The sequence below is a fragment of the Ruegeria sp. N7 genome, assembly GCF_056531345.1.
In genome coordinates, this window is the sequence record NZ_JBQFLR010000001.1 from 244,853 (window position 1) to 270,223 (window position 25,371).

The following is a 25,371-nucleotide window of genomic DNA, read 5'->3' on the forward strand; positions in this document are numbered from 1 at the left end:
ACCGGGCAGGGGGCCACAGCGCCAGACCCTGCCGCGCGCCGTCCAATATCGCCCTGACAAGACACCTCCCCAAATGTGCCTGTCCACCTGGACGGGTCAGGATAACGCGTTTGGCGCGGTGCACCAAGGACACATGGCTAAGAAAATGCTTATCGATGCCACCCACGCGGAGGAAACCCGCGTCGTGGTGGTCGACGGAAACAAGGTCGAGGAGTTCGATTTTGAATCCGAAAACAAGCGCCAGCTTGCTGGCAACATCTATCTTGCAAAAGTAACACGGGTTGAGCCGTCGCTTCAGGCGGCCTTTGTGGATTATGGCGGGAACCGGCACGGCTTCCTGGCGTTTTCGGAAATTCACCCGGACTATTACCAGATCCCCATCGCCGACCGCGAGGCGTTGATGGAGGAAGAGCGCGCTTATGCCGAGGCCATGAAGGCGCGGGATGAGGCCGACGAGGGCAAGCCGAAAAAGCGGCGTTCTCGGTCCCGATCAAAGGCCGCGGATCTGAAGTCGGACGATTTGGTCGAAACGATGGAAGTTTCGACCGAGCCGACCGGTATGGAAACCATCGATTTTGACGACAGTGACGAAGCGGACATGGAGGTGCCCGAGGGGACATCGCCAATGGAAGTCGTCGCTGAGACCCCTGTTGAGGAGCCTGAGGACAACGAAGCGCCGGAAGCTGTGTCAGATGAAACTGTAGAGGGAACGGCTTCGGAAGACGAGGCAGAGGCTGAAACAGTTGAGTCTTCACAAGACGACGCAGCAGGGGATTCTGATGACGCGGCGGATGTTTCAAGCGCTGACGATGGCGATGAAGCGTCTGAATTGTCTGAAGATGACCAGGACGAAGATGATGGCGACGCGGATGAAGAACACGCAGACGCTGCCGCGAAAGATGACACGATTGAATCCGTGGCCGAGGAAGACGACAGCGAAGACATCCGCCCTCCGCGCAAGCCACGCCCGCGCCGGTACAAGATTCAGGAAGTGATCAAAGTGCGCCAGGTGTTGCTGGTGCAGGTCGTCAAGGAAGAGCGCGGCAACAAGGGGGCAGCCCTGACGACATATCTGTCGCTGGCCGGTCGCTATTGTGTTCTGATGCCAAACACCGCGCGTGGCGGTGGGATCAGCCGCAAGATCACCAACGCGGTTGACCGCAAGAAACTGAAAGAAATCGCCGCGGATATTGATGTGCCCACGGGGGCGGGTTTGATTATCCGGACTGCGGGCGCCAAGCGCACCAAATCGGAAATCAAGCGCGACTATGAATACCTGCAACGCCTGTGGGAGCAGATCCGGGCACTGACCCTGGAATCCATCGCACCTGCGAAGATCTATGAAGAAGGCGATCTGATCAAACGGTCGATCCGGGACCTTTATAACCGCGATATCGATGAGGTTTTGGTCGAGGGCGAGGGCGGATACCGCATCGCCAAAGACTTCATGAAGATGATCATGCCGTCGCACGCCAAGAATGTGAAACGGTACGAGGACGCGCTGCCGCTGTTTGCACGCTATCAGGTGGAAAGCTACCTGGCGGGGATGTTCAACCCGACTGTTCAGCTGAAATCTGGCGGGTATATCGTGATCGGCGTGACCGAAGCGCTGGTGGCAATCGACGTGAACTCGGGCCGGGCCACGAAAGAAGGCTCGATCGAGGAAACGGCGCTGAAAACCAACCTTGAGGCTGCGGAAGAAGTGGCCCGCCAGTTGCGTCTGCGTGACCTTGCCGGTCTGATTGTCATCGATTTCATCGATATGGACGAGCGCAAGAACAATGCGTCCGTTGAAAAGCGTCTGAAGGACAAGCTGAAAACCGACCGTGCCCGCATTCAGGTCGGCCGGATTTCAGGTTTTGGCCTGCTCGAGATGAGCCGTCAGAGGCTGCGCCCCGGTATGATCGAGGCGACCACGCAGCCATGCCCGGCATGCCACGGCACCGGCCTGATCCGTTCGGACGACAACATGGCACTGTCGATCCTGCGTCAGATCGAAGAGGAAGGCACCCGCCGCCGCTCGCGCGAGGTTCTGGTGCGCTGCCCGGTCAGTATCGCGAACTTCCTGATGAACCAGAAGCGCGAGCATATTGCACAGATCGAATCGCGCTATGGCCTGTCTGTACGGATCGAAGGCGATGTGCATCTGGTCAGCCCGGATTTCTCGATGGAGAAATTCAAGACCGCCAGCCGCATTGTTCCCGAAGCGACAGCACCTGTCGTGTCGGTCGATGCCTCGCTGATGGATCTGGTCGATTCTTCGGACGAGGAAGAAACCGAAGAGGATATCGCGCCGACCGAAGATGACACCAAACCCAAGCGCAAGCGCCGCCGTCGTCGTCGCAAGAAGGGCGGGGGCAATGGTGACGCGCCGGAACAGGGCGCGGATGACGGTGAAGGGACAGAGCAGGAGGATGCCGCAGGCGAATCCGCTGAAACCGAGACCGCTGTCGAGGCAACCGAAGCCGAAGCGACGGAAGAGGAAAAACCCGCCAAGCCCAAACGCAAGCGCGCTCCGCGCCGTCGTAAGAAAGATGCGGTGGCAGAAGAGGCTTCGGAACAGACAGAAGCAACTGATGCCGATACCGCGGCTGATGCACCGGTAGTTGAAGAGGCGGCCTCAGACGCTGAATCCGAACCTGCCGAGGCGGTTGTCGCCGAGCAAAGCGAAGCGGCTGAGGCTGCTGAAGCTAAGCCGGAAGCAACAGAGGTGGCCGAGCAGACTGAGGAAGTCGCGCAAGCTGAAGCGATCGTTGCGATGGAAGAACCTGAAGTTCAATCTGCCGATGAGCCGGTCGAAGACGCGCCCGTGGAAGAAACACCCGTGGCAGCAGAACCTGAACCGGTGCTTGAAACTGTGGCAGATGAACCTGAGCCAGAATCCGACAGGCCCAAACGGCGCGGATGGTGGTCGTTGGGCAACTGATGAAAGGGCGGGCAGATTTGCCCGCCTTTTTTATATCATTAAGTCAGTCGGATTTTTGGATCAGATAGACCTGATGTTCGCCATCCAAATCCTGAGACAGCAATGTGTGGCCAGCTTCGGCGCAAAAATGCGGGACATCGATGATGGCTGCCGGGTCATCAGCCAGTACACGCAACACAGAACCTTGCGGCATGGATTTCAGCCGTTTGCGGGCCTTGAGGACGGGCAGGGGGCAAAGAAGGCCCAGCGCATCCAGCGTATCTGTAATCTCTGACATGATTTTCGGGATAGGGCGTAGTTGTAATATTGTCCAGATTCCAAGCACGAGGATGTGACTCATTGGCCCCGTGACGGACCGCCAATCATCACTTATGTGCTTAGACATGTTCGGAATAGAAATCATAGACGCGGGGCTGCTGCCCGCCATGTTTGTTGCCCTGCTGGGTGGCCTGATCAGCTTTCTGTCGCCTTGTGTGCTGCCCATCGTGCCGCCCTATCTGGCATATATGAGCGGCGTCACGATCAACGAAATGCAGGATGAGACCCGCGCCCGGCGCAAGGCAACCATGTCAGCGCTGTTCTTTGTGCTGGGCCTGTCGACGGTTTTTCTGCTGTTGGGCTTTACCGCTTCTGCTTTTGGAGTGTTCGTGCTGCAAAATCAGGTACTTTTTGCCAAGCTGTCGGGGGCCGTTGTCATTGTCTTTGGCCTGCATTTCCTGAATGTCTTCCGCATCCCCTTTCTGGACCGCGAAGCGCGGATCGAAACCGGTGATTCCGGTGGCTCGGTCTTTGGTGCTTATATTCTTGGATTGGCCTTCGCATTCGGCTGGACGCCCTGTATCGGGCCCCAACTGGGCGCGATCCTGTCCCTTGCGGCGACCGAAGCCTCGGTGGCGCGGGGCACGCTGTTGCTGGGTGTCTATGCAGCCGGATTGGGTATTCCGTTCCTGCTCGCAGCCATGTTCCTAAACCGCTCTATGACGGTGATGAACCGGATCAAGCCCTATATGGGTGTGATCGAAAAGGTCATGGGGGGGCTGCTTCTGTTCGTGGGCATCATGCTGGTCACAGGCCTGTTCACCCGCTTCAGCTGGTGGTTGCTGGAAACCTTCCCGGCACTTGCGAATTTCGGCTGAGCGTCTGACCCCCTTACCTTGACCTAAAGCCTGCGTTAACCTGCGCGGCAGAAGGTAAAGGCATGAGCAGTCAGAGAAATCAGTCACAGGTGCGCAAACGCCGGGTGTTCTACATCCCCGGTTATGACCCGATGCCGCCGCGACGATATCGCGAGCTTTACCGAACCGAGTCGCAAGCGCAGGCCCGGATTTCGGGATATGAGATCGCCATGGCTCCCAAGTCCGCGGAGGGTCTGTTCGGCTGGTCCGTGACGTCCATTCAGGACGGTGCGTCCGTCGAGACTGAAATTGAAGTACTGGTCTGGTCAGACATCGTGCGCGACAGCATGTCCGCGTCGATCCCTGCCACCTATGCGCAGTTGGCCCACACGGCGTGGATATACATTTCGACCGGTGCTTTGTGGCGCCTGATGCGGTTGCGCAAAGGCCCGGTGATTGCGGCGCTCTATCCGGTGGCGATGTTGGTGTCTCAGCTGCTGGTTGCGTTTGCAGTCGTGTGGGCATCCGTGGCGATGGCTGGCTGGTGGGGTCTGTTTCCGGGTATCGCCGTTGCGGTTGCGCTGATGCTGTGGTTCCGCAAGATCGACAACCGGTTGTTTGCCTACTACCTGATGCATGATTACGCCTATTCCGCACAGTTAAAGGGGGAAACTCCGCTAAAACTGAAGGAAAGGCTGGCCGCATTCCGCAAAGCGATTGAAGCCGCGCTGATATCCAGTGTGGATGAGGTTCTGGTGGTGGGCCACAGTTCGGGTGCGCATCTGGGGGTGTCTGTTCTGGCCGACCTGATCCGCGACAGGGCCGTGCCGCAACAGGGGGCAGAGTTGTCGTTCCTCAGCCTGGGGCAGGTGATGCCTATGGTGTCCTTTCTGCCAAAAGCGCATGGCCTTCGGTCCGACCTTCAATTCCTGTCCTCCAGTTCAGCCATCACATGGGTCGATGTCTCGGCCCCCGGGGATGGCTGCGCATTTGCGCTGTGTGATCCGGTGGCCGTTACAGGGGTGGCCAGGCCGGACAAACGCTGGCCGCTTGTCCTGTCGGCGGCCTTTACCCAAACCCTGGCGCCTGAACGTTGGAAAGCCCTGCGCTGGCGGTTTTTCCGGCTGCATTTTCAATACCTTTGCGCATTCGATAAGCCGGGTCCGTACGACTATTTCCGAATTACGGCAGGCCCTTTGACGCTGAAACAGCGGTTCCTTGGGCGCACACCTTCGCGCAGCCGGATTGAGACGCCAGTGTCCAAATACACGTCGGTGCGTCCATGACCCCGCCCAAGCCCCAGCCGCGCGCAGACAAGGTTTCCCTACTGCGTTACCTGAAACTGTTTCGTCAGGATCTGCTGTCTGCACAGCCAGCGCGCCTTTATCGCGCGTGGATGGCCGAATTCAGGACACCCTTCTTCCGGTCCTTCCTGGTCAATGAACCGGACCTGATTGACATCGTCCTCAGGAAAAGCCCCGAAGATTTTCCTAAATCGGGCCGGATCAGCGAAGGCCTGCGCCCCTTGCTTGGAAATTCGGTGTTTCTAACCAATGGAGAGACGTGGAAACGTCAGCGACGCATCATTGACCCGGCATTTGAGGGCGGGCGGCTGAAAGACACGTTTCCCGCCATGCTGGCCGCAGCAGACGCTTGTGTTGAGCGGTTGCGCCCCCATGTCGGCAAACAGATCGAAGTCGAAGAACAGACAAGCCACGCCGCAGCAGATGTGATTTTTCGCACCTTGTTTTCGGTGCCGATCGACCACGCCATAGCCAGCAAGGTGTTTGAAAAGTTCCGCAACTACCAGCGCGAACAACCTCTGCTGAACCTTGCAGCTTTCGTTCCGCTGCCCAAATGGATGCCTCGGTTCCACTCCCGGACGACACGGAAAAACGCCGAAGACATTCGTAACCTGATCACTGACCTGACCCATGAGCGGGCAGAGGCGATCAAGGCCGGAACCGCCCCCGATGATCTGGCAACCAAGATCATGACAACCGCTGACCCTGAAACCGGTCAGTTTTTCGGGCCCAAAGAAATGGTTGATCAGGTCGCGATCTTCTTTCTGGCAGGCCATGAAACCAGCGCATCGGCCCTGGCGTGGACATTGTATCTGCTGGCGCTTTATCCCGAATGGCAGGAAAGGATTACTGACGAAGCTGCCGCTCTGGACGACCCGACCTTTGCCTCGGTTTCCAAACTCAAGATCAGCCGCGACGTGTTTCGCGAGGCACTGCGCCTGTACCCACCGGTTCCCATGATGGTGCGAGAGGCCAAGTGCCCACACCAGTTCCGAAACAGAGACGTTCCCAACGGGTCACAAATCGTAATCAGCCCCTGGCACCTGCACCGTCACGAACGGTTATGGGACAATCCCGATGGCTTTGACCCGACCCGCTGGAACAGTGAAAACGGCAAAACATGCCAGCGTAAGGCATATATCCCGTTTTCCGCAGGTCCCCGCGTCTGTACCGGGGCCGGGTTTGCCATGGTCGAAGGGCCGCTGATCCTGTCGATGCTGGTGCGGAATTTCAAATTCGAAACAATCAGCGGCAAAACGCCGGTTCCGGTGGCCCATCTGACCGTTCGATCCAAGGATGGCATATGGTTGCGGCTGGTTGAGCGCTAACAAACTACCATCGGTCCTGACTGTGATGTATGCGGGGGAAGACATCGGAATCATCATTGAACGGGAAAACATTATGGCCAAAGCAGAACAGCGCGCGCAGATGATCAACGGCGCAGGCTTTATCGCGGCATTGGATCAAAGCGGCGGCTCGACCCCGAAAGCTCTGGCGTTGTACGGCGTTGACGCGTCGACCTACGGCTCGGACGCTGAGATGTTCGGCGAAATTCAAAAGATGCGCGCGCGGATCATTCTGGCAAATGACTTCACCAAAGACAAAGTCATCGGTGCGATCCTGTTCGAACGCACCCTTGGTGAAGAGATCGAGGGCCGCAAAGTCGCTGATTACCTCTGGTCGGTCAAAGGAATCGTGCCATTCCTGAAAATCGACAAGGGCCTTGAGGATCAGGCCAACGGTGTTCAGTTGATGAAACCGATCCCCGGTCTGGCCGACACGCTGGCTAAGGCAGAAGGCGTGTTCGGTACCAAAGAACGTTCGGTCATCCACGAGGCCAATGCCGAAGGCATCGCGGCCGTGGTTGCCCAGCAATTCGACGTTGCCCGTGAAGTGACTGACGCCGGAATGGTTCCGATCGTCGAGCCTGAGGTCAACATTCATTCAGAAACCAAGGCTGAGGCCGAGGAGATTCTGAAAGCTGAAATCCTGAAGAACCTCGACCAGCTGGGTGAGGGGCAGGAGGTCATGCTGAAGCTGACGATCCCGACACAGGCAAACCTGTATGACGAACTGGCCGACCATCCTCGCGTTCTGCGCGTTGTCGCGCTGTCAGGCGGGTATTCGACCGAAGAGGCCTGCAACCTGTTGGAACAGAACGGCAAAATGATCGCGTCTTTCTCGCGCGCACTGACCGAAGGTCTCTCGAAACAGCAGTCGGACGCCGAATTCAACGCCGCTTTGGGCGGCAATATCGACAAGATCTTCAAAGCCTCTGTCTGATCCTCAGACAGGTTTCGTGAAAGAGCGGCGCAACTGTGCCGCTTTTATTCTGCTGATACAGCCTTTGGCATGGTCATTGACCAGCCCCATGGCCTGCATGAACGCAAACACCGTCGTGGGGCCAACAAATTTCCAACCCCGTTTCTTGAGGTTCTTCGACATGGCCACCGACTCGGGCGATGTTGATGCCGATTGCGGGGGCGGCGGGGTTTCCGCCTCATACCGCCAGACATAGGCTGCCAGCGATCCTTCTGACGCCACCAGTTCCTGCGCGCGGCGGGCGTTGTTGATCACCGCCTCGATCTTGCCCCGGTGGCGAATGATCCCATCATTTTGCAGCAGACGTTCAACATCGGCTTCAGAGAACTCAGCCATCTTGTTGAAATCAAATCCGTAAAACGCTTCTCGGAAATTCTCGCGCTTGTTCAGGATCGTGCGCCAGCTAAGACCCGATTGAAAACTTTCCAGGCACAGTTTTTCGAACAATCGCTGATCATCCGAGACCGGAAACCCCCATTCGTTGTCATGATAGTCAAAGAATTCCGGCGCTGCCTGGCACCAGGAACACCGAGGTTGACCGTCAGGTCCCAATACCGTGCTACCCATGAATGTACCCCTTTTGTTCCTAGAGGACGTTATACCCAACAGCCAAGATCTGACAAGCGTTAAACCTTGTCTCGGTACCAGTTCAGAATAAACACGCGAATAGCCGAGGCCAATCCGGCTTCCGGGTCGCGGTCAACATCAATTTGCGCGGCCAGTGCATTGATTGGCTGATCTTTTTCTTTCGCAATGTCGCGAAATGCCCGCCAAAACTCATCTTCAAGCGAGACAGATGTCCGGTGTCCTTTGAGGGTCAATGAACGTTTTACCGGGCGGCCGCTCATTCATCCAGCTCGTGATTGTCAAGGTCACGCCTCTGCTTGTCCTGCTGAAGCCTGACGATTGTTTTCTCGGACTTGGTGCGCCCAAAGGCGACGGCATTCTGGTCTGCGCGGGCCTTCTTTTCGGCCCGCGCCTTTTCTTTTCGATACCGGTTCAGGTTGACCGGCTTGCCCATCAGTCTTTCGGGCCGATCATCTGTTCGGGGCGCACAACGGCATCAAAGGTTGCCTCGTCCACAAACCCCAGCGCAATGGCTTCTTCCTTGAGGGTTGTGCCGTTCTTATGCGCGGTCTTGGCGACCGTGGTGGCGTTGTCATAGCCGATGGTCGGGGCCAGCGCCGTCACCAGCATCAGCGATTCCTTCATCAGCTTGTCGATGCGCGGCTCATTGGCCTTGATGCCCAGCAACATCCGCTCGGTAAAGCTGTCGGCAGCGTCGCCCAGCAACTGGATGGATTGCAACAGGTTGTAGGACATCATCGGGTTATAGACGTTCAGCTCGAAATGGCCCTGACTGCCTGCAAAATTCATCGCGGCGTTGTTGCCCATCACGTGCGCAGCAACCTGTGTCAGAGCCTCGGCCTGGGTCGGGTTCACCTTGCCGGGCATGATGGACGAGCCGGGCTCGTTCTCGGGCAGGATCAGTTCTCCAAGCCCCGAACGCGGGCCAGAGCCCAGGAAACGGATGTCGTTGGCGATTTTATAGCAGCTGCCCGCGATGGTCGCCAAAGCCCCGGACATAAAGACCATGGCGTCATGGGCGGCCAGCGCTTCGAACTTGTTCGGCGCGGTCACGAAGGGCAGGCCGGTGATCTGCGCCATATGGCCCGCAACCGCTTCGCCCCAACCGTTTTGGGTGTTCAGGCCGGTGCCTACGGCGGTGCCGCCTTGCGCCAGTTCGTAGATGCCGGGCAGCGCTGCGTGAACGCGTGCAATCCCCTGACGAATCTGGTGGGCATAACCGCTGAATTCCTGCCCCAGTGTCAGAGGCGTTGCATCCTGCGTATGAGTCCGGCCGATCTTGATGATGTCCTTGAACTCATCAGCCTTCTGCTCAAGACCAGAGGCCAGTTTTTCAAGCCCAGGCAGAAGGACGTCACGAACACTCATCGCTGTGGCGATGTGCATCGCGGTGGGAAAGGTGTCATTCGACGACTGACCCATGTTGCAGTGATCGTTCGGATGCACGGGGTCTTTTGAACCGATGACACCGCCCAGAATTTCGATGGCGCGGTTCGCGATGACCTCGTTCGAGTTCATGTTCGACTGGGTGCCGGAACCCGTCTGCCAGACGACCAGCGGAAAGTTGTCGTCAAACTTGCCTTCGATCACCTCACCCGCGGCCTGAATGATGGCATCGGCAATCCTGGCATCCAGTTTTCCGGTCGCCTTGTTCTCCATCGCGCAGGCTTGCTTGATCACGCCCAGCGCACGCACAATGGCAATGGGTTGTTTCTCCCAACCGATCGGGAAGTTCATGATCGAACGCTGCGTTTGCGCGCCCCAATACTTGTCGACAGGAACCTCGAGCGGGCCAAAGCTGTCGGATTCGGTGCGGGTCTGAGACATCTGTCACTCCGTCTGGTATGCTGTTGTATGCCGTTTAGCCGCAGCCAAGCTGTGACGCAATCGGCCAGTTGCGCGCACCTTAAACCCAAGGGCGTCAAAGGTATAGGCGCGGGGTGCGTCACTTTTATTGTTATCGTCGGGGAATGTGCCATTGTGCGCGGCCCCCTCTCAGCTACAATAGGTTCGTAGCCGCCTTGGAGGACAAGATGTCGAATTTCCATCGCATTACGCTTGAAAAAGCGATCGTGTTATTTGCTGTCTGTGCTTTGTGGCTGTCTGTTCTGGGCGCATCTGCGCGCGCCGCGGACATTACCCCGTTCCTGGGGGATTATGTGGGCTCGGCAAATGTCGTGGATGCGGACGGAACCTCAACCCCGCGGGATATGAGCGTTTCCATTTTCGAGACCAAAAACGGGTTCAACGTCAGCTGGCAAACCACGACCTACAAGCTGGACGGGCGGGTAAAAGAACAGCAGTTTTCCATCGACTTCGTGCACTCGGACCGCCCGGATGTATTTTCGGCCGCAATGAAACGCAACGTGTTCGGTCATGAGGTTCCGCTGGATCCGATGAAAGGTGAACCCTTCGTCTGGGGGCGTATCGAAGGCGATACGCTGACGGTGTTTTCGTTGTTCATTGACGTTGACGGCGGATATGAATTGCAGCAGTTCGACCGAACCCTGGCCGAAGACGGGCTGAACCTGTCATTCTCGCGCTTCATAGACGGTCAGAAATCCCGATCTGTCGAAACATTTCTGATGAAACGCTGAACCCCGCGCAGGGCGGGGCTCAAAGGCTTATTTGCGGAAGCTGTCCAGCGACACGACATCGGCGTCGTGATGCGCCTGTTCTTCCTCTTCGACTTCGATCAAGTCCTCTGCAACATAATCGTCCTCATCTTCGTCGTCCGGGCTTTCGAACCGCAGTCCAAATTCCACCGATGGATCGACAAAGGTCTTGATCGCGCCATAGGGGATGTAAAGCGGTTCCGGCGCGTCTCCGAAATTAAGGGTAATGGCGAATCCGTTCTCTCCGACCTCGAGGTTTTCAAACCAGTGTTGCATGACGATTGTCATTTCTTCCGGATACCGGTCGCGCAGCCAATCGGCGATATCCACGCCATCTTCGCGTGTGTCGAAGGTAATGAAAAAGTGATGCGCTCCGGGCAGACCGGATTTCGATACATCCGTCAGCACAGTCTTGATAAGCCCGCGCATGGCGGTGTGCATCAGGTTGCCATAGTCGATGCCTTGCGACATGTGTCATCCTCAAAAGTGGTTAAGCTCAGCATAGGGGTTTTGTTCGGAAACGAAAGGGCAGGTATGATCGGATTGATCAGATATTATGCGCAACCAGCCCTGCCAGTGACATCAGAACCAACACTGTTCCGATCCCCAATTTTAGTCGAAATATCAATATTCCAGCAATAAAGGTTAACGCAAGCGCCGGGATGTTGAGCGAAGACACTTGGGGCACGGGTATTGCCGCCGGACCCAAATTCATGTCTGGCACCGATTCGAAAAGAACGTTCAGGGCAAACCACACGGAAAGGTTGAGAATCACTCCGACAACAGCGGCGGTAATGCCGTGAAGGGCGGCAGACAGGCGGGGGAGTGTGGCCAGACGGTCAAGGTAAGGGGCCGTCAGGAAAATCCACAGAAAGCAGGGCACAAACGTTGCCCATAGCGCGACAGCGCCCGCTGCAAGCGCCAATGAGAACCCACCGTTGATCTGGCCCGCCAGCATGGCGACGAACTGCGTAACCAGTATCAGTGGTCCAGGGGTGGTTTCTGCCAGCCCCAATCCGTCGATCATCTGGTCTGCACTGATCCAGTGGTACTGATCCACAACCGTTTGCGACATATAGGCCAGAACGGCATAGGCGCCGCCAAAGGTCACAACAGCCAGCCGGGCAAAGAACCATCCCAGATCGCTGAGCAATTGGTGGCCGCTGAGTGTTAACGCGACAAGTGGCCCCAGCCAAAGCGGCAACCAGATCGCTATCGTCCGGGCCGAGCGGGCAAGGTGCGGCGTGTCCTGAGCCGCGGTTTTCCCGATGGGTCCATTATAACGCAAATACCCCCAAAGGGCCGCGATCAAAATGATCAGGGGGAAGGGCAGGTTGAACAGAAAGATCGACAGAAACGACAGACCCGCGATGACACGATGCTCCGTATCCGTCAGCGCCTTACCTGACAGCTTGCGCAGGGCTTGCAGGACGATCACAATGACGGTCGCCTTGATGCCGGTAAATGCGGATTGCACCAGTGGAATGTCGCCGAATGCTGAATAAAGCGCGACCAGGACAGTAATGACAAACGCCCCTGGCAAAACGAACAGGCTACCCGCAATCAGCCCGCCCGCGACGCCGCGCAAGCGCCAGCCTGCGTAGGTTGCCAATTGCATTGCCTCGGGACCGGGCAGCAACATGCACAAGGAAAGCGCGCGCAGATAGGTCTGTTCATCCAGCCAGGGCCTGCGCTCGACCAATTCCTGATGCATCAGCGAGATCTGGGCAGCGGGCCCCCCAAACGACAACAGGCCGATCCGTCCAAATACCTTGAAAAGGTCCAGTGCCGTAGGTCTCATGCGCCATGACCCGATGGCCAGTCATGCTTTTCATCAAACCCGTCGCGTGCCCAGCGGAACAGGGCATCATAAAGGTGCAACCCGGCTTCAAGCTGAGCATGATCATCGCGATACTGGCGGGACAAACCAACCGAGAACGCCAGCAACCCAGCGGCTTCCGGGGCCAGATCGTGCTGGTCGGTATCCGCAGCGCGTATGATCCGGGCCATACGCTCAAGCGCCTCGGTTCGCAGGTCAAATGCCCGGATCATCGTGTCAAATGTGCAGCCGCTGTCCTGATGTGTCCAAAATGCATTCGGAACGTCAAAGGGGGTGGCATCAAAATGATCAACGACTCCCTGAACTTCTTCCGACGCGACGAAAAGGAACCGTGCATTGCGGTCAACAAACCGGCGGATCAGCCAGGGGCAGGCGATCCGGTCAATTTTAGGCCTTTGGCGCGTAACCCACAATGTGCTGCCGTCAATGCGCGCCGGCAAAATCGATTGGGGGACCAACGGCGCCTCGCGCTGTTCGTGCCACCCTTCAAACCCGCCTTCCAGATGTTCGGCGTTTTTGCCCATCCCGCGCAGCCAGGAGGCCACCCCTTGGCTGAGCTTTTTGCCCTTGTGGCAGATTACTACGCAAGGGTCGTTGCCAATCAGACGGCTTATTGCGTCGATTTCCGTGTGCGGGCAGCGAATTGACCCCGGAATCAGCCGCGGATCGTCGCTGAAATCCGCATCGGTGCGTATATCGATCAGAACCGGCGCCCGAGGCGTTCCGATTAACCGGCTCAATTGGGTCGGTGTGATGGCGTTAAGAGCAGCCATAGCATGTCTCCTTTAGTCGTTCGGATCCATGCGAAGCTTGGGCTGACGCCTCACGGGGTGTTCGCAAGCTGACCCCCTGCGCCAGTGCTACCTTGCAAGAACATAGGGGGTCAAGTTTGCGTTTTGAACCGTCAGGCCCAGTCGAGCCGCTGACCGGTCATACACACGGGAAGGGTGTCGGCGGGAAACTGACCCATCTCTTCAAAGAACGAGATGAAATCGAAATGATTATACGCTTCGACCATCTTATTGTTTTTGAACCGGGCCATGACCTGACCGGTCACCTCCAAAGGGGCACCGTTATCGGCCCGGCACGTCTGCACATGCAGGATTGCGGATACCCAATCGCCATTCTCGATGATCTTGGGCAAATCCACCTTGATATCCCCCAGGACATGGCGAAATGCCGTGACGAGATCCCGAAAATCGTCTGCACCCACCTGCATTTCGGGGATCAGCCCCTCGGCCATGGTTTCGGGCGCAAAGAACTGATCGATCGCCTCGGTGTTTCCGTTTTCCCAAACCTCAGAATACCAGGATCTGAGTATCTCTGAATTCGTCATCCCAACGCTCCTGTCCAACTGCGAACACGATGGCAAAAAGGAATGAACAAACTCTGAATCTGCGCAAAGGCGGCATAAATCTCAGACATATTGGGGGGAAGTGCAGGTTTCTGTTGCCAGGTACCTGCGAACCCCGCCTTACGCGGCTAGGCGCAAGGACTTAAGTTTCGGTCTTGTTACTGCTTACGCAGCAACTGCAACCGGAGCACGATTGTCGTTTGCAATTGTACTGTTTTCGCCGGTAACGGTGGCAGACAGCCGAGACAAAGCTTACCCCTTTAGACGTTCGTCGATCCTGTTTCGGCCCCGTGATCCTCAAACGAAGGATTTTGGTGGAGCCGCCGGGTACCGCCCCCGGGTCCGATCCGCTTATTACGAGCGCGTTTATGTCCATAGTCCCGAAGGACACCTCATATATAGGTGAGGTCAGCGACGGATGCAAACCCGGATTGCACATCTTTGTTAGCTTTAATTACAGATCGTTACGCGGCCCTATTGAAGTTGGCGGCGATCAACCATGTCGCCAGAACCAGTTCGATTCCTCCAAAAGTCGCTGCCTTCAAAAAAGGCGGGTTATCTAGCGCCAGTGACAGGAAGCGGCCCAGTGCGGCACCGGCATAGACAATGCCCAACATCGTGTAGGCCATCGGAGAATTCAGCCAGATGACAGCAATGCCCGAGACGACAAACAGCCCTCCGACCGAAGCGCGCAGTTCGCTCAGACCCATGGTGCTGTTGGTGGGTGCCAGATCCAGCGCGTTGGCGGTATGAGCTGGTGCCAGAAAGCCGAACAGGCCAAAACCGATTGTCAGCAACGCGGCAATGACATTCAGGGTCGTGATCATCCGGGCCTCATTGAATTGCGGTATCAGCACCTAAGGATAGTGTGTTGCGACCCAAAGGAAAGCGATTAAACCGCCGACCACAGCCCCAAAAGACCGACCAAAACAAGGCTGAGCGCCCAGATGAGTTCAAGGTTGAACCAGCTGCGGGACAGGAAACGCAGCCCCAGCCAACGATAAACAGCGAAGGCCAGAAACCCTCCGCCCAGAACCATGGCGGCGGTGTGCAAGGCCGCAACTCCCAGAACCAGCAGACCGTTTGTTGTCATGATTTTGGAGATCGCCTGATGACCGGCATCCAGTTCATCCAACTGGCACAGACCAAGATAGATCGGAACCAGCATAAGGGCGGCCCCGTGGGCAAGCGCCACGAGAAACGACCACAGCGCCAGTTTGCTGGGTGGTATGCGCGACAGAAAACGGGGGTGACGGCGGGTGATCGCAACGTAAAGCCCCATCGCGATGACAATCAACGCAGCCCCGATGCGGATTTCCCGTTGATAATCAACCAGAACGGCCATCAGGGCAAAGGGCAGAAGGACACCCAGCATAGCAACAAAATGCCCGCCGGCCAAAGCTGCCAGCGCGCGCCAGAGGGCGGATTGGCGCTGCTCCATCAGGGCTGACGAAACCGCCAGCGGCCAGCCCATCCCGGGGTTCAGCCCGTGATACGCGCCGCTCAGAACAACGGCCAGCCACAGGCCAGCCGTTGATGACATCAGGATTTCCAATTCAGACCGAGGGGTAACAGAAACTGTCGGTTGAACAATCTCCGCCCTCCAGCCGGATCTGGTGGCTGCGATAGCCCTTGGGAAACTCTACCCAGAACTTCGGATCCAGTGTCAGACCACCATTTTCACCGACATCAGCCTTGACCATGGCCGCACCACCTTCCTCGGGGTAGAATTGGTCGTCCCACGTGGAATAAAGCGAATTGGTCCAATAGACGCGTTTGCCGTCGCGGCTGATTTCGACCATCTGTGGACCATAGCCAAAGGTTTGACCATTTGGATGCTTTGTCTTTTTGACGATTCCGCCGATCTCGACCTTGCCTGCCAGGGTTGGGTTCATCGGGTCGGATACATCGTATTGATGCATCTCGCCGGTTCCCCAGCACGCGACATAGAGGTACTTGTCGTCCAGGCTCAGGTCGATATCAGTGACCAGCGGCGGAACGGCAGAGAAGCCCTTCAGAAGGTCAGGAAGATCATCAGGATCAGCGGGTTGCGGATCGATTGTTATGGTCTTCTTGGCTTCGAACGTGCCGTCATCATTGCGCCACCAGGTGAAGATCGCCCCTTGCAGGTTGGTCGTATCGACAACAACGCCGCAGAACCCGTATTGTTTTACGGGATCATGCGCGGGGCGGATTTCCAGGGCCATCTGATGGTTTTCGCCCAGATCGATGGTTTGAATATTCGTCCGGTTCCGAAGGTTCCAGAAATGGATGCGGTGGCCGTATTTGTTGGACAACAGATCCTCGGCCACCAGCCCGTTTTCGAATTGCGGCGGCAGCCCCCATTCGGAACTGACCATGTAGTCACGCGGCAGGTTCCACCAGAAATCATAGTGTTTGTCCTGCACGCCGCGCTCGATCTCATAGCGCCCGATGATATCGAAGGTCTCGCAATCCATGATGAATATGCCCGGAGGGCCATCTGTGCCGTCAGGGCCGCCGCCACCAAGGGTGCTGACATAGATGCCCTCGGGCCCGCAATGGATCGTATGCGGGCGGGAATACCCTGTCTTTGCAAAGACTTCTTCGGGTTCGATGATCTTGTGAATCTTGGCCTCAAGCGGGTTCTTCACGTCAATGACATAAATCCGGCTGGACCGGATGCCCGGGATGATCAGATAGCGCCGCTCCAGAAACGCATGACCGCTCAGCGGCGACAGGGAAGAAGAACAGGCGTTCCAGCCAAAATGGTGAAATTCGTCGCCTTTTTCGGGCATGATCACCTGATGCACGATCTTCCCGAAATCGGCCGAGGTCGGATCGACATTCACAACTGCCAGCCCGTCAGGTTGCGAAAAATCGGGGCTGAGCATCAGCGTGAATGCAAGCGTTTCAGCGGGGCCTTCCATCGCCAGCTTGGCCGACGGATAAAAGGTTGGGTCCGGTCTTTTGTTCATAACGTCCTCCCGTAAATCATTGTCATTCAATTCTTATTGAGAGTTCCGGTCTTGGCGCCGGATGACATTCTGCCTGCTCGTACCTCTGCCTTTGATAGTATGTTTCCGTCTAAGTCTTCAGGCCGGTTTGCGTTTGCGTACGGCCACATCGTGGGCCAGTTGCTGTGTGTAATGCTCCAGGTCGACCAACGCCGTGTCGACGGTATCTGCGTCTCTGGCCTCAAGCGCGTCTGCAATTCTGGTGTGCAATGCGATGATTTCTTCGCGCGACCGAGCTGTGAAGGTAATCATGTTCATCAAAGGTTGCATCGCCTCGACCGCGCCAGCCAGTTGATAGGACAGGACCGGGTTGTCGGCCCCGTCTACCAGGGCCCTGTGAAAGGTGACGTCTGAGGCACAAAACGCCTCATCCGTCAGACCGGGCTGGGACTGGCGAAAGATTTCCGCCCGCATCGTGGCAAGCTGATCCGCCGTTCGTCTTTGGGCAGACAGGGGGGCACAGGCCCGTTCCAGCGCATAGCGGGCCTCGCAGGCCGTATCAAAGCTGACCGCGTTCATCGACAGCAGCAGGGTCGAGGTCGTGATCTGCTGCGAATAGGCATCTTCGAAACTCAGACGGTTTACGAACGCACCTCCGGTTGCGCCACGCTGCGTGCGGATCAGGGATTGCGCCGCCAGTCGTTTCAAAGCCTCACGCACAGTTGGGCGCGAGACTTGAAATTGCTCGGAAAGTTCCGCTTCCGAGGGTAGGCGCGCATCCACGATCAACTCGCCTGAGACAATCGCGTCCCGGATGGCATGTGCAATCTGGGCAGACAGGTCGGCGGTTTTCCGAGGCGCGGTTTTCATGTTCAGAAGACCCTGAGCAAATTTTTATTTGTCTGACATTTAAAAGTCTGACATTTGAAAAGCAAGAGAGTTGAGTCGGGAGGCCGAAGTGAGTCGTACTTGGCTACGCAGCGGAATGTGGCTGGGCTTTTATGTCCTGATCCTGTGGGCATGGTGGGTCATGTTCGCGATGGGCCGCGACATGGACTTGGACCTGATCGGTCGTCCGGGGCCTATGGGGCAGGCGATGGCTGCGATGGACCCGCGCATGGACATGTACATGCCCATGGCCGAGTTTGGCACGCTGTTCTGGATGTGGGCGATCATGATGGCCGCCATGATGCTGCCGACGCTTGTGCCAACCCTGCGCAGTTATGACGACCTGATCCGCAGCGCCAATGGCACCCGTGCCGGGTGGCTGGGTGTGCTTGCAGGGTATTCCTTGGTTTGGGTCGGGTTTGCGGCTGTGATCGCGGGAACGCAACTGGCTTTGCTGTTTGGTGACGTGATCGACATGCTAGGCATTGCCAGATCCGGCTGGGTTGCGGGCGGGTTGATGATAGCGGTTGGCGCGTTTCAGTTCTCGCGCGTCAAAGAGGTCTGCCATGGCGTGTGCCACGCCCCGATGACCTATTTCCTGGGCCATTGGAAAACCGGATTTGCGGGCGGCGTTCGCATGGGACTGGGCCTTGGTACCTTCTGCGTCGGATGCTGCTGGGGTTTCATGGCGCTGGGTTTTGTAGGCGGCGTCATGAGCCTGTTGTGGATGGGTCTTGCGACCCTGTTCATGGTTTTGGAAAAACTTCCCCAGATCGGGCATGCTGTAACCCGACCGGTGGGAGTTGCATTGATTGCGGGCGGTCTTTTCCTGCTCGTCTACCCTATTAGCTACGGAGGATAAGCCAATGGCTAAGAACAGAAAACCAGATGCCGATCGGTTGCCCGTCAGCCAGCGTATCGACAGCCGGATGCCCAATCCCAAACGTCGCGAGATGAGCCCGACGGACTGGGCCATCAAGGGGGAGTTGATCCTGAACTGCTCGTGCGATGTGTTCTGTCCCTGCGTCGTTTCACTGGGCGCGCACCCTCCGACCGAAGGGCATTGTCATGCCTGGATGGGTATTGTCGTTGATGAGGGCCATTACGAGGGCGAGGACCTGTCGGGTCTGAATGTCGGCCTGCTGGTCGATATTCCCGGCCGGATGGGCGAAGGCCAGTGGAAAGTGGCGGCTTACGTAGATGAGCGCGCCAGCGGCAAAGCCTATAACGGGCTGCTGCAAATCTTCAGCGGGCAGGCGGGCGGTACCACCGGTCTGTTCACCATGCTCGTCAGCGAAATCATCGGGGCCGAACGGGCGCCTGTTCAGATCGAGCGTGACGGCACCAAGCGCCGCATCATGATAGGTCGCAAGATTCAGGGTGAGATCGAGATGCTGGCGGGCAAAGACCCCGAACATCCCGTGATGGTTTCAAACTCCAAATACTGGATGGGTCCTGACATCATCGTGGCGCGCGGCACCAAGTCGAAAGTGCGCGACTACGGGCGCGTTTGGGATTTTGGCGGCAAGTCCGCTGAAATCTGTCCGATCGATTGGCACGGGCCCAAGTGATGATCACCGGCGCTTATGCGCAAGAGATGGCGCGCTTTAATCGCTGGCAAAGCGAGCATTGTCATATCTGGATCTGACCTGATCCCAAGGACACCCATCTGGTGCTTCGCCGCAAAAGAGGTCGATGTCACAATGCCTTACGAAAACTATGTGATCCATTTCTTCAACCATCAGACCCACCATGGGGGTCCATTGCTCAAAGTGCTGACCGAAGTTCGGTCGCAAGCGCCCGTTAGCGACATCGTCTTTATGCCCGAGGAGGTTTGAATGCCGCAGATTTCCGCTTCGCGCCGCTTGCGGCGCACACCGTTTTCAGACGGGGTCGAAGCCGCAGGGGTCAAGGGGTACACGGTTTATAATCGTATGCTGTTGCCCACGGTCTTCGAAAGCGTCGAAGCCGATTACCGGCATCTGAAATCCCATGTGCAGGTCTGGGATGTCGCGTGCGAGCGGCAGATCGAGCTGCGTGGACCGGACGCCGCGCGCCTGATGCAGATGCTGACCCCGCGCGATTTGCGGGGGATGCTGCCGGGGCAATGTTTCTATGTCCCCATTGTGGATGAAACCGGCGGCATGCTGAATGACCCGGTTGCGGTAAAACTGTCCGAAGACCGCTGGTGGATTTCTATCGCTGACAGCGATCTGTTGTTGTGGGTCAAGGGAATCGCCGTTGGATATCGTCTGGATGTGCTGGTGGACGAACCGGATGTGTCACCTCTTGCTGTTCAGGGTCCCAAAGCTGACGATCTGATGGCGCGTGTCTTTGGCGACCGGGTGCGCGACATCCGGTTCTTCAAATTCGATATGTTCCAGTTTGAAGGTCGCGATCTGGCTGTGGCGCGATCCGGTTATTCCAAACAGGGCGGGTTCGAGATTTATGTGGAAGGCAGCGATATCGGCATGCCCCTGTGGAACGCTCTGTTTGCGGCAGGGGAAGATTTGCAGGTGCGCGCCGGATGCCCGAACCTGATCGAACGGATTGAAGGCGGTCTGCTGTCCTATGGCAATGACATGACCGACGACAACACACCGCATGAGTGCGGTTTGGGCAAGTTCTGCAACACACATACCGCGATTGGCTGTATCGGCAGGGACGCGTTGCTGCGTGTGGCCAAGGAGGGGCCCGTTCAGCAAATCCGCCCCATCGCCATTGCGGGCGATCCGGTGCCTGGCTGCGACCGCCCATGGGGCCTTTACGCCGACGGCAAGCGTGTGGGGCAGGTGACCTCGGCCGCGTGGTCACCCGATTTCAACACCAACGTAGCCATTGGCATGGTACGCCTGAGCCATTGGGATGCGGGAACGGAGCTGGACGTGGAAACGCCAGATGGGATGCGCCGCGCGACCGTGCAGTCGCATTTCTGGATTTAAAGGGGGGTTTTGGGGGCGCTGCCCCCGTCGCTGCGCGACTCCCCCGGGATATTTAGGGCCAGGTGAAGCAACGGGCCGGTTACAGAAACACGAAAGGAATTGAGAGATGTTCAATGCACTTGTGATGGACAAGGATGAAGAAAGCGGTTTGGCGAGCGCGTCGGTCAGGCAGCTTACGCTGGATGATCTGCCGCATGGCGACGTCACGGTCGCGGTTGAATATTCCACGGTAAACTACAAGGATGGTTTGTGCCTGTCCCCGAAGGGGGGCGGTTTGGTGCGGGCGTACCCGCATGTTCCCGGAATTGATTATGCCGGTACCGTCGAGGCATCGACCGATGCGCGTTACAAGCCGGGTGACAAGGTTGTTCTGACCGGGTGGCGGGTAGGCGAGGCGCATTGGGGTGGTTATTCGCAGAAAGCCAGTGCCAAGGCGGACTGGCTGGTGCCTCTGCCGAATAGGCTTGATGCCCGGCAGGCGATGGCCGTAGGCACCGCCGGGTTCACCGCGATGCTGGCCGTGATGGCGCTGGAGGATCATGGGCTGACCCCCGATCGCGGCCCGGTTCTGGTAACCGGGGCGGCCGGTGGTGTTGGGTCGGTGGCGACAGCCATTCTGGGCCATCTCGGGTATGAGGTGGCCGCCGTGACCGGGCGACCTGAAACCGGCGATTATCTGAAATCGCTGGGCGCAACGACAATAGTGCCCCGCGATGAGCTGAATGAGACAACCAAGCGCCCACTGGAAAGTGAAACCTGGGCGGGTTGCGTGGATGCCGTGGGCGGTGCGATGCTGGCGCGTGTGCTTGGGCAAATGAAATACGGCTGTTCGGTTGCGGCCGTGGGACTTGCGGGCGGTGCGGCGCTTCCTGCAACGGTGATTCCCTTCCTGCTGCGCGGCGTGAACCTTCTTGGCATCGACAGTGTGATGCAGCCCTATGAAAACCGGGTTCGTGCCTGGAAAAGGATTGCAACCGACCTGCCCATGGACAAGCTTGAGTCGATGGTTCAACCAGCGGCCTTGTCCGACCTTCCGCAACTGGGTGCTGATATCCTGAAAGGGCAGGTCAAAGGGCGCGTTGTTGTCGATGTGAATGCCTGAGCGCAGTTGACAGCCTGAACCCGATACGATGCCGTGTCGGGTTTTGCGCAGGCGGTTTGGTACAAAATGATCGCAACACCTCTGGCCATTGGTACAAAACCATCTCATGATTGCTATACATCCCAAATGTGATGGCGTAAGACCCATCCAAAGAGTACCTGAATACGGGGAGTGAGCAGCATGTCTGACGACTTCGAACTGGACACCGATGACCTGAAACGCCGTATGGATGGCGCAATGGCCAATCTGAGAACCGAATTTGCCTCGCTGAGAACCGGGCGCGCCTCGGCCTCGATGCTGGAACCTGTCATGGTCGACGCGTATGGCTCGATGACACCGATCAACCAGGTGGGCACCGTCAACGTGCCTGAGCCCCGCATGGTCACTATAAATGTGTGGGATAAGTCATTGGTCGGGAAGGTTGAAAAAGCCATTCGAGAAAGCGGCCTAGGCATCAACCCGCAGCTGAACGGCACCATCATCATGCTACCGATTCCTGAGTTGAACGAAGAGCGTCGCCGTGAACTGGGCAAGGTCGCTGGCCAATATGCGGAAAGCGCCCGGATCGCGATCCGCAATGTGCGCCGGGATGGCATGGATCAGATCAAGAAGGCAAAAGCGGATGGTATGTCTGAAGACGACCAGAAGCTTTGGGAAAGCGAAGTGCAGGATCTCACGGATGCGATGATCAAGGCGGTCGATGCGGCGCTTGAAACCAAGCAAACTGAAATCATGCAGGTCTGATCTGGTCTGATGCCGAAAGATCCCCAAACCGATCCGGTCTGCGGCCCGCGCCATGTCGCTATCATCATGGATGGCAATGGCCGTTGGGCGCAGGCGCGCGGTCGCCCCAGGTTGTTTGGGCACCATGCCGGTGCGCGGCGTGTTCGCGAGGTTGTCGAGGCCTGCCCGCACCTGGGGATCAAGTACCTGACTGTATTTGCATTCTCGACCGAGAACTGGAAGCGAACGCAGGTTGAGGTGGCCGGGTTGATGAGCCTGTTTCGGCGCTACATCATTAAGGAGACACGGACCCTGGCGGACAATGGCATCCGGGTTCGGTTCATAGGTGATCGGGTACGGTTGGATTCGAAACTGATCGAATTGATGGATTCACTGGAAGAGGAAACCAAGGACAACGACCTTGTTCATCTAACGGTCGCCCTGAACTATGGCGGTCGGGACGAGGTGGCGCGCGCGACCAAACGTCTTGCGCGGGATGTGGCCGACGGGCGGCTTAAACCCGAGGATGTGGATGAAGAAACGTTACCTAAGTATCTGGATACACGCGTTCTTCCGGATCCTGACCTTGTCATTCGGACCAGTGGCGAAGCACGGATTTCGAACTTTCTGCTGTGGCAGTCCGCCTATTCCGAGTACGAATTCATAGATACCTTGTGGCCGGATTTCACTGCGGCGGAACTCGAAAGGCTTTGTCGCAACTACGGGGCCAGAGAACGCCGTTACGGGGCGGTTCTGGCATGAGTGATGGCCGGTGGTCTGATCTGACGAGCCGGGTCCTTTCTGCCGCCGTTCTGGTTGCGATAGGGGCCATCGAAGTCTGGCTTGGCGGTCTCTGGTTCGAGGTCTTCATTGCGGCTGCTTGTGGCCTGATGACCTGGGAACTGGTTCGGATGATTGACCCTGAAAGCCAGGGTGTGGCCGTCCAGTTGGGCGTTCTGACTGCGATTGCGGTTATCCTCAGCTACCACCTGCCGGCGCTGTACACGCTCCCGGTCGTGCTTGCGCCGGCTTTGGTGGGCATGGGACAGATCAGCCGTTCGAAACCCCTGTACGGCTTGTTCGCGGTCTGGATTGTTGCGGCTGGTCTGGGTTTCATATCCATTCGCGAAAACTCGGGTTTTGGCTGGATGGTCTGGCTGATCGCGGTGGTGGTTGCCACCGATGTGGCGGGCTATTTTGTGGGTAAAATGGTCGGTGGACCCAAGTTCTGGCCAAAGGTCAGCCCTAAGAAAACATGGTCGGGAACGGCAGGCGGATGGGCTGCTGCGGCCTGTGTCGGTATCGCCTTTGCAAGCCACGCGGGTTTCGGCTTTGCCTTTGTTGTTGTTTCCGTTCTCGCATCAATGGCCAGTCAGGCGGGTGACATAATCGAAAGCGCGATCAAACGTAAATTCGGGGTCAAGGACAGTTCAAATCTGATCCCCGGCCATGGCGGCTTTCTGGATCGGTTCGACGGCATGATGGGGGCTGCGGTGTTTGTTCTGATCGCAGGGCTTTTGTACACGCCGGGTGAGATGTAATGCGACGGATTTCCGTTCTTGGGGCCACGGGTTCGATCGGGCAAAACACGCTTGATCTGATTTCACGTAAACCCGAAGACTATGATGTGGTGGCCCTTACCGGCGGCGCAAATATTCGACAACTTGCTGATGACGCTCGTCGGTTGCGTGCCGATTTGGCTGTCACGGCACATGAAGACAGGTTGGAGGATTTGCGCGCCGCACTGGCCGGAAGTGGGGTCGAAGCGGCGGCCGGGCCGCGTGCGATCGCCGAAGCCGCAGCGCGCCCGGCGGATTGGGTCATGTCAGCCATCGTCGGAGCAGCGGGCCTTGCGCCTGGGATCGAAGCCCTGAAACAAGGAACAACACTGGCCTTGGCCAACAAGGAAACATTGGTCTGCGCAGGATCATTGGTTCTGGACACTGCAAAAAACCATGGCGCGCGTTTGCTTCCTGTCGACAGTGAACATTCGGCGGTGTTTCAGGCATTGGTTGGTGAAGATATCGACGCTGTCGAGAGGGTGATTATCACCGCAAGTGGCGGAGCGTTCCGCGATTGGCCGCTGAAAGATCTGGCAAACGCCACCGTCGAACAAGCGTCCAGCCATCCGAATTGGGATATGGGCCAGCGGATCACGATCGACAGTGCCTCGATGTTCAACAAGGCGTTGGAAGTTATAGAAACAAAAGAATATTTCGGAGTTTCCCCGGACCAGATCGAAGTTTTGGTTCATCCCGAATCCATTGTCCATGCAATGGTCGGGTTTCGGGATGGCGCGATGATGGCACATATGGGGGCCCCCGATATGCGCCACGCCATTGGGTATGCGTTGCACTGGCCCGACAGGCAGGAGCTGCCGGTTCAGCGGCTGGACCTGGCAAAGCTGGGACAGCTGCGCTTTTACGAACCGGATCTGACACGCTATCCAGCCCTGAAACTCGCCTGGGACGTGATGCAGCGTGGTGGGCTGGCTGGCGCAGTATTCAATGCCGCCAAGGAACGCGCGCTGGATCACTTCATTGCGGGCCGGATCGGCTTTCTTGATATGGCGGATACCGTTTCTGCCGTATTGGACAGGTTTGACGCAACGGGCGGCCTTATTGATGCCCCGATGACACTTGATAACGTGCAGCAAACCGACCATCTGGCACGTCAGTGGGTCGATAACACTTTGATGGAACGAGCAGGATAGAAA

General features: G+C 57.4%; 28 protein-coding genes and 1 other RNA gene. 15 read left to right on the forward strand and 14 right to left on the reverse strand.

From position 1 onward, the window contains the following. Positions 1–133 precede the first annotated feature (133 nt). Entirely contained in the window at positions 134–2,926 is a 2,793-nt protein-coding gene (locus ACR0ES_RS01180) for an Rne/Rng family ribonuclease (protein WP_480869256.1), read from the forward strand. Positions 2,927–2,969: 43 nt separating this feature from the next. Here ACR0ES_RS01180 and ACR0ES_RS01185 read toward each other — a convergent pair whose 3' ends face one another. Further along, entirely contained in the window at positions 2,970–3,203 is a 234-nt protein-coding gene (locus ACR0ES_RS01185; protein WP_480481072.1) for a sulfurtransferase TusA family protein, read from the reverse strand. A 106-nt stretch (positions 3,204–3,309) separates the two neighbouring features. On the opposite strand from ACR0ES_RS01185, the gene ACR0ES_RS01190 reads away from it, so the two are divergent. From ACR0ES_RS01190 to ACR0ES_RS01205, 4 genes are all read left to right on the forward strand, one after another. Further along, the gene (locus ACR0ES_RS01190) at positions 3,310–4,062 is read left to right on the forward strand and encodes a cytochrome c biogenesis CcdA family protein (protein WP_267364596.1); all 753 of its coding nucleotides are present in this window, start codon (positions 3,310–3,312) and stop codon (positions 4,060–4,062) included. Positions 4,063–4,124: 62 nt separating this feature from the next. Continuing rightward, positions 4,125–5,327 carry a hypothetical protein gene (locus tag ACR0ES_RS01195; protein WP_480505280.1) on the forward strand — a complete coding sequence of 401 codons (1,203 nt, stop codon included), beginning with the start codon at positions 4,125–4,127 and terminating at the stop codon, positions 5,325–5,327. After that, positions 5,324–6,673: a cytochrome P450 gene (locus ACR0ES_RS01200; protein WP_480869258.1), complete on the forward strand. Its 1,350-nt coding sequence runs from the start codon at positions 5,324–5,326 to the stop codon at positions 6,671–6,673. The genes ACR0ES_RS01195 and ACR0ES_RS01200 overlap by 4 nt, the downstream gene beginning before the upstream one ends. Positions 6,674–6,746: 73 nt before the next feature. After that, the gene (locus ACR0ES_RS01205) at positions 6,747–7,628 is read left to right on the forward strand and encodes a fructose bisphosphate aldolase (RefSeq protein WP_480537813.1); all 882 of its coding nucleotides are present in this window, start codon (positions 6,747–6,749) and stop codon (positions 7,626–7,628) included. A 3-nt stretch (positions 7,629–7,631) separates the two neighbouring features. Here ACR0ES_RS01205 and ACR0ES_RS01210 read toward each other — a convergent pair whose 3' ends face one another. The 4 genes from ACR0ES_RS01210 to fumC are packed head-to-tail and all read right to left on the reverse strand — an operon-like array spanning position 7,632 to position 10,082. Beyond that, positions 7,632–8,234, reverse strand: a complete 603-nt coding sequence (locus tag ACR0ES_RS01210; RefSeq protein WP_480869260.1) for a DNA-3-methyladenine glycosylase I — start codon at positions 8,232–8,234, stop codon at positions 7,632–7,634. A gap of 59 nt (positions 8,235–8,293) precedes the next feature. Further along, positions 8,294–8,515, reverse strand: a complete 222-nt coding sequence (locus ACR0ES_RS01215) for a ribbon-helix-helix domain-containing protein (protein WP_480772662.1) — start codon at positions 8,513–8,515, stop codon at positions 8,294–8,296. Beyond that, positions 8,512–8,688 (reverse strand): DUF4169 family protein, encoded by a 177-nt coding sequence (locus ACR0ES_RS01220; RefSeq protein WP_480481060.1) that lies wholly within the window; start codon positions 8,686–8,688, stop codon positions 8,512–8,514. Before ACR0ES_RS01220 ends, ACR0ES_RS01215 begins: the two co-directional genes overlap by 4 nt. Continuing rightward, the gene (fumC, locus tag ACR0ES_RS01225; RefSeq protein WP_480481058.1) at positions 8,688–10,082 is read right to left on the reverse strand and encodes a class II fumarate hydratase; all 1,395 of its coding nucleotides are present in this window, start codon (positions 10,080–10,082) and stop codon (positions 8,688–8,690) included. Before fumC ends, ACR0ES_RS01220 begins: the two co-directional genes overlap by 1 nt. 206 nt (positions 10,083–10,288) lie before the next feature. Here fumC and ACR0ES_RS01230 point away from each other — a divergent pair, with 206 nt between their 5' ends. Then, a complete protein-coding gene (locus ACR0ES_RS01230; RefSeq protein ID WP_480869262.1) occupies positions 10,289–10,852 on the forward strand; it encodes a hypothetical protein in 564 nt (187 codons plus the stop codon). Positions 10,853–10,879: 27 nt separating this feature from the next. On the opposite strand, the gene ACR0ES_RS01235 is transcribed toward ACR0ES_RS01230, so the two are convergent. The 9 genes from ACR0ES_RS01235 to ACR0ES_RS01275 all read right to left on the reverse strand — a co-directional run bounded on the left by ACR0ES_RS01235 (position 10,880) and on the right by ACR0ES_RS01275 (position 17,870). Next, entirely contained in the window at positions 10,880–11,341 is a 462-nt protein-coding gene (locus ACR0ES_RS01235; RefSeq protein ID WP_480481054.1) for an SspB family protein, read from the reverse strand. A 76-nt stretch (positions 11,342–11,417) separates the two neighbouring features. Further along, positions 11,418–12,671, reverse strand: a complete 1,254-nt coding sequence (gene chrA, locus ACR0ES_RS01240) for a chromate efflux transporter (protein WP_480869263.1) — start codon at positions 12,669–12,671, stop codon at positions 11,418–11,420. Continuing rightward, complete coding sequence (locus tag ACR0ES_RS01245; protein WP_480869265.1) at positions 12,668–13,483, reverse strand: chromate resistance protein ChrB domain-containing protein; 816 nt, start codon at positions 13,481–13,483, stop codon at positions 12,668–12,670. The genes chrA and ACR0ES_RS01245 overlap by 4 nt, the downstream gene beginning before the upstream one ends. A 131-nt stretch (positions 13,484–13,614) precedes the next feature. Next, positions 13,615–14,046: an ester cyclase gene (locus ACR0ES_RS01250; RefSeq protein WP_209503996.1), complete on the reverse strand. Its 432-nt coding sequence runs from the start codon at positions 14,044–14,046 to the stop codon at positions 13,615–13,617. A 99-nt stretch (positions 14,047–14,145) separates the two neighbouring features. Further along, positions 14,146–14,492: a transfer-messenger RNA gene (gene ssrA / locus ACR0ES_RS01255) on the reverse strand. A 36-nt stretch (positions 14,493–14,528) separates the two neighbouring features. After that, complete coding sequence (locus ACR0ES_RS01260; protein WP_209596172.1) at positions 14,529–14,891, reverse strand: DUF4345 family protein; 363 nt, start codon at positions 14,889–14,891, stop codon at positions 14,529–14,531. 65 nt (positions 14,892–14,956) lie between these two features. Next, on the reverse strand, positions 14,957–15,607 hold the full coding sequence (locus tag ACR0ES_RS01265; RefSeq protein ID WP_480869267.1) for a hypothetical protein: 651 nt from the start codon (positions 15,605–15,607) through the stop codon (positions 14,957–14,959). A 13-nt stretch (positions 15,608–15,620) separates the two neighbouring features. After that, positions 15,621–17,021 carry a selenium-binding protein SBP56-related protein gene (locus ACR0ES_RS01270; RefSeq protein ID WP_480869269.1) on the reverse strand — a complete coding sequence of 467 codons (1,401 nt, stop codon included), beginning with the start codon at positions 17,019–17,021 and terminating at the stop codon, positions 15,621–15,623. Between the two features lie 117 nt (positions 17,022–17,138). After that, entirely contained in the window at positions 17,139–17,870 is a 732-nt protein-coding gene (locus ACR0ES_RS01275) for a FadR/GntR family transcriptional regulator (RefSeq protein ID WP_480869271.1), read from the reverse strand. Positions 17,871–17,985: 115 nt separating this feature from the next. Here ACR0ES_RS01275 and ACR0ES_RS01280 point away from each other — a divergent pair, with 115 nt between their 5' ends. The 9 genes from ACR0ES_RS01280 to dxr all read left to right on the forward strand — a co-directional run bounded on the left by ACR0ES_RS01280 (position 17,986) and on the right by dxr (position 25,368). Then, positions 17,986–18,750 (forward strand): DUF2182 domain-containing protein, encoded by a 765-nt coding sequence (locus tag ACR0ES_RS01280; protein ID WP_480556357.1) that lies wholly within the window; start codon positions 17,986–17,988, stop codon positions 18,748–18,750. A gap of 4 nt (positions 18,751–18,754) precedes the next feature. After that, positions 18,755–19,459, forward strand: a complete 705-nt coding sequence (locus ACR0ES_RS01285) for a DUF1326 domain-containing protein (protein WP_480553439.1) — start codon at positions 18,755–18,757, stop codon at positions 19,457–19,459. 132 nt (positions 19,460–19,591) lie between these two features. Next, entirely contained in the window at positions 19,592–19,726 is a 135-nt protein-coding gene (locus ACR0ES_RS01290) for a hypothetical protein (RefSeq protein WP_480869273.1), read from the forward strand. Further along, positions 19,727–20,830, forward strand: coding sequence for a dimethylsulfoniopropionate demethylase (locus ACR0ES_RS01295; protein WP_480772668.1), 1,104 nt, complete (start codon positions 19,727–19,729; stop codon positions 20,828–20,830). Positions 20,831–20,936: 106 nt separating this feature from the next. Further along, positions 20,937–21,932, forward strand: a complete 996-nt coding sequence (gene acuI / locus ACR0ES_RS01300) for an acryloyl-CoA reductase (protein ID WP_480869275.1) — start codon at positions 20,937–20,939, stop codon at positions 21,930–21,932. Positions 21,933–22,112: 180 nt separating this feature from the next. Beyond that, complete coding sequence (frr, locus tag ACR0ES_RS01305) at positions 22,113–22,676, forward strand: ribosome recycling factor (protein ID WP_480481034.1); 564 nt, start codon at positions 22,113–22,115, stop codon at positions 22,674–22,676. A gap of 9 nt (positions 22,677–22,685) precedes the next feature. After that, positions 22,686–23,417 carry an isoprenyl transferase gene (locus tag ACR0ES_RS01310; protein WP_480472659.1) on the forward strand — a complete coding sequence of 244 codons (732 nt, stop codon included), beginning with the start codon at positions 22,686–22,688 and terminating at the stop codon, positions 23,415–23,417. After that, a complete protein-coding gene (locus ACR0ES_RS01315; RefSeq protein WP_480564848.1) occupies positions 23,414–24,196 on the forward strand; it encodes a phosphatidate cytidylyltransferase in 783 nt (260 codons plus the stop codon). The genes ACR0ES_RS01310 and ACR0ES_RS01315 overlap by 4 nt, the downstream gene beginning before the upstream one ends. Beyond that, complete coding sequence (gene dxr / locus ACR0ES_RS01320; RefSeq protein WP_480772670.1) at positions 24,196–25,368, forward strand: 1-deoxy-D-xylulose-5-phosphate reductoisomerase; 1,173 nt, start codon at positions 24,196–24,198, stop codon at positions 25,366–25,368. The genes ACR0ES_RS01315 and dxr overlap by 1 nt, the downstream gene beginning before the upstream one ends. The last annotated feature ends 3 nt before the right edge of the window (positions 25,369–25,371 follow it).

What these genes read in the sequence shown, in the direction of transcription:
- ACR0ES_RS01180 (WP_480869256.1), top strand. Translation starts at nt 134, where the DNA reads ATGGCTAAGAAAATGCTTATCGATGCCACCCACGCGGAGGAAACCCGC.
- ACR0ES_RS01185 (WP_480481072.1), bottom strand. Translation starts at nt 3,203, where the DNA reads ATGTCAGAGATTACAGATACGCTGGATGCGCTGGGCCTTCTTTGCCCC.
- ACR0ES_RS01190 (WP_267364596.1), top strand. Translation starts at nt 3,310, where the DNA reads ATGTTCGGAATAGAAATCATAGACGCGGGGCTGCTGCCCGCCATGTTT.
- ACR0ES_RS01195 (WP_480505280.1), top strand. Translation starts at nt 4,125, where the DNA reads ATGAGCAGTCAGAGAAATCAGTCACAGGTGCGCAAACGCCGGGTGTTC.
- ACR0ES_RS01200 (WP_480869258.1), top strand. Translation starts at nt 5,324, where the DNA reads ATGACCCCGCCCAAGCCCCAGCCGCGCGCAGACAAGGTTTCCCTACTG.
- ACR0ES_RS01205 (WP_480537813.1), top strand. Translation starts at nt 6,747, where the DNA reads ATGGCCAAAGCAGAACAGCGCGCGCAGATGATCAACGGCGCAGGCTTT.
- ACR0ES_RS01210 (WP_480869260.1), bottom strand. Translation starts at nt 8,234, where the DNA reads ATGGGTAGCACGGTATTGGGACCTGACGGTCAACCTCGGTGTTCCTGG.
- ACR0ES_RS01215 (WP_480772662.1), bottom strand. Translation starts at nt 8,515, where the DNA reads ATGAGCGGCCGCCCGGTAAAACGTTCATTGACCCTCAAAGGACACCGG.
- ACR0ES_RS01220 (WP_480481060.1), bottom strand. Translation starts at nt 8,688, where the DNA reads ATGGGCAAGCCGGTCAACCTGAACCGGTATCGAAAAGAAAAGGCGCGG.
- fumC (WP_480481058.1), bottom strand. Translation starts at nt 10,082, where the DNA reads ATGTCTCAGACCCGCACCGAATCCGACAGCTTTGGCCCGCTCGAGGTT.
- ACR0ES_RS01230 (WP_480869262.1), top strand. Translation starts at nt 10,289, where the DNA reads ATGTCGAATTTCCATCGCATTACGCTTGAAAAAGCGATCGTGTTATTT.
- ACR0ES_RS01235 (WP_480481054.1), bottom strand. Translation starts at nt 11,341, where the DNA reads ATGTCGCAAGGCATCGACTATGGCAACCTGATGCACACCGCCATGCGC.
- chrA (WP_480869263.1), bottom strand. Translation starts at nt 12,671, where the DNA reads ATGAGACCTACGGCACTGGACCTTTTCAAGGTATTTGGACGGATCGGC.
- ACR0ES_RS01245 (WP_480869265.1), bottom strand. Translation starts at nt 13,483, where the DNA reads ATGGCTGCTCTTAACGCCATCACACCGACCCAATTGAGCCGGTTAATC.
- ACR0ES_RS01250 (WP_209503996.1), bottom strand. Translation starts at nt 14,046, where the DNA reads ATGACGAATTCAGAGATACTCAGATCCTGGTATTCTGAGGTTTGGGAA.
- ACR0ES_RS01260 (WP_209596172.1), bottom strand. Translation starts at nt 14,891, where the DNA reads ATGATCACGACCCTGAATGTCATTGCCGCGTTGCTGACAATCGGTTTT.
- ACR0ES_RS01265 (WP_480869267.1), bottom strand. Translation starts at nt 15,607, where the DNA reads ATGTCATCAACGGCTGGCCTGTGGCTGGCCGTTGTTCTGAGCGGCGCG.
- ACR0ES_RS01270 (WP_480869269.1), bottom strand. Translation starts at nt 17,021, where the DNA reads ATGAACAAAAGACCGGACCCAACCTTTTATCCGTCGGCCAAGCTGGCG.
- ACR0ES_RS01275 (WP_480869271.1), bottom strand. Translation starts at nt 17,870, where the DNA reads ATGAAAACCGCGCCTCGGAAAACCGCCGACCTGTCTGCCCAGATTGCA.
- ACR0ES_RS01280 (WP_480556357.1), top strand. Translation starts at nt 17,986, where the DNA reads ATGTGGCTGGGCTTTTATGTCCTGATCCTGTGGGCATGGTGGGTCATG.
- ACR0ES_RS01285 (WP_480553439.1), top strand. Translation starts at nt 18,755, where the DNA reads ATGGCTAAGAACAGAAAACCAGATGCCGATCGGTTGCCCGTCAGCCAG.
- ACR0ES_RS01290 (WP_480869273.1), top strand. Translation starts at nt 19,592, where the DNA reads ATGCCTTACGAAAACTATGTGATCCATTTCTTCAACCATCAGACCCAC.
- ACR0ES_RS01295 (WP_480772668.1), top strand. Translation starts at nt 19,727, where the DNA reads ATGCCGCAGATTTCCGCTTCGCGCCGCTTGCGGCGCACACCGTTTTCA.
- acuI (WP_480869275.1), top strand. Translation starts at nt 20,937, where the DNA reads ATGTTCAATGCACTTGTGATGGACAAGGATGAAGAAAGCGGTTTGGCG.
- frr (WP_480481034.1), top strand. Translation starts at nt 22,113, where the DNA reads ATGTCTGACGACTTCGAACTGGACACCGATGACCTGAAACGCCGTATG.
- ACR0ES_RS01310 (WP_480472659.1), top strand. Translation starts at nt 22,686, where the DNA reads ATGCCGAAAGATCCCCAAACCGATCCGGTCTGCGGCCCGCGCCATGTC.
- ACR0ES_RS01315 (WP_480564848.1), top strand. Translation starts at nt 23,414, where the DNA reads ATGAGTGATGGCCGGTGGTCTGATCTGACGAGCCGGGTCCTTTCTGCC.
- dxr (WP_480772670.1), top strand. Translation starts at nt 24,196, where the DNA reads ATGCGACGGATTTCCGTTCTTGGGGCCACGGGTTCGATCGGGCAAAAC.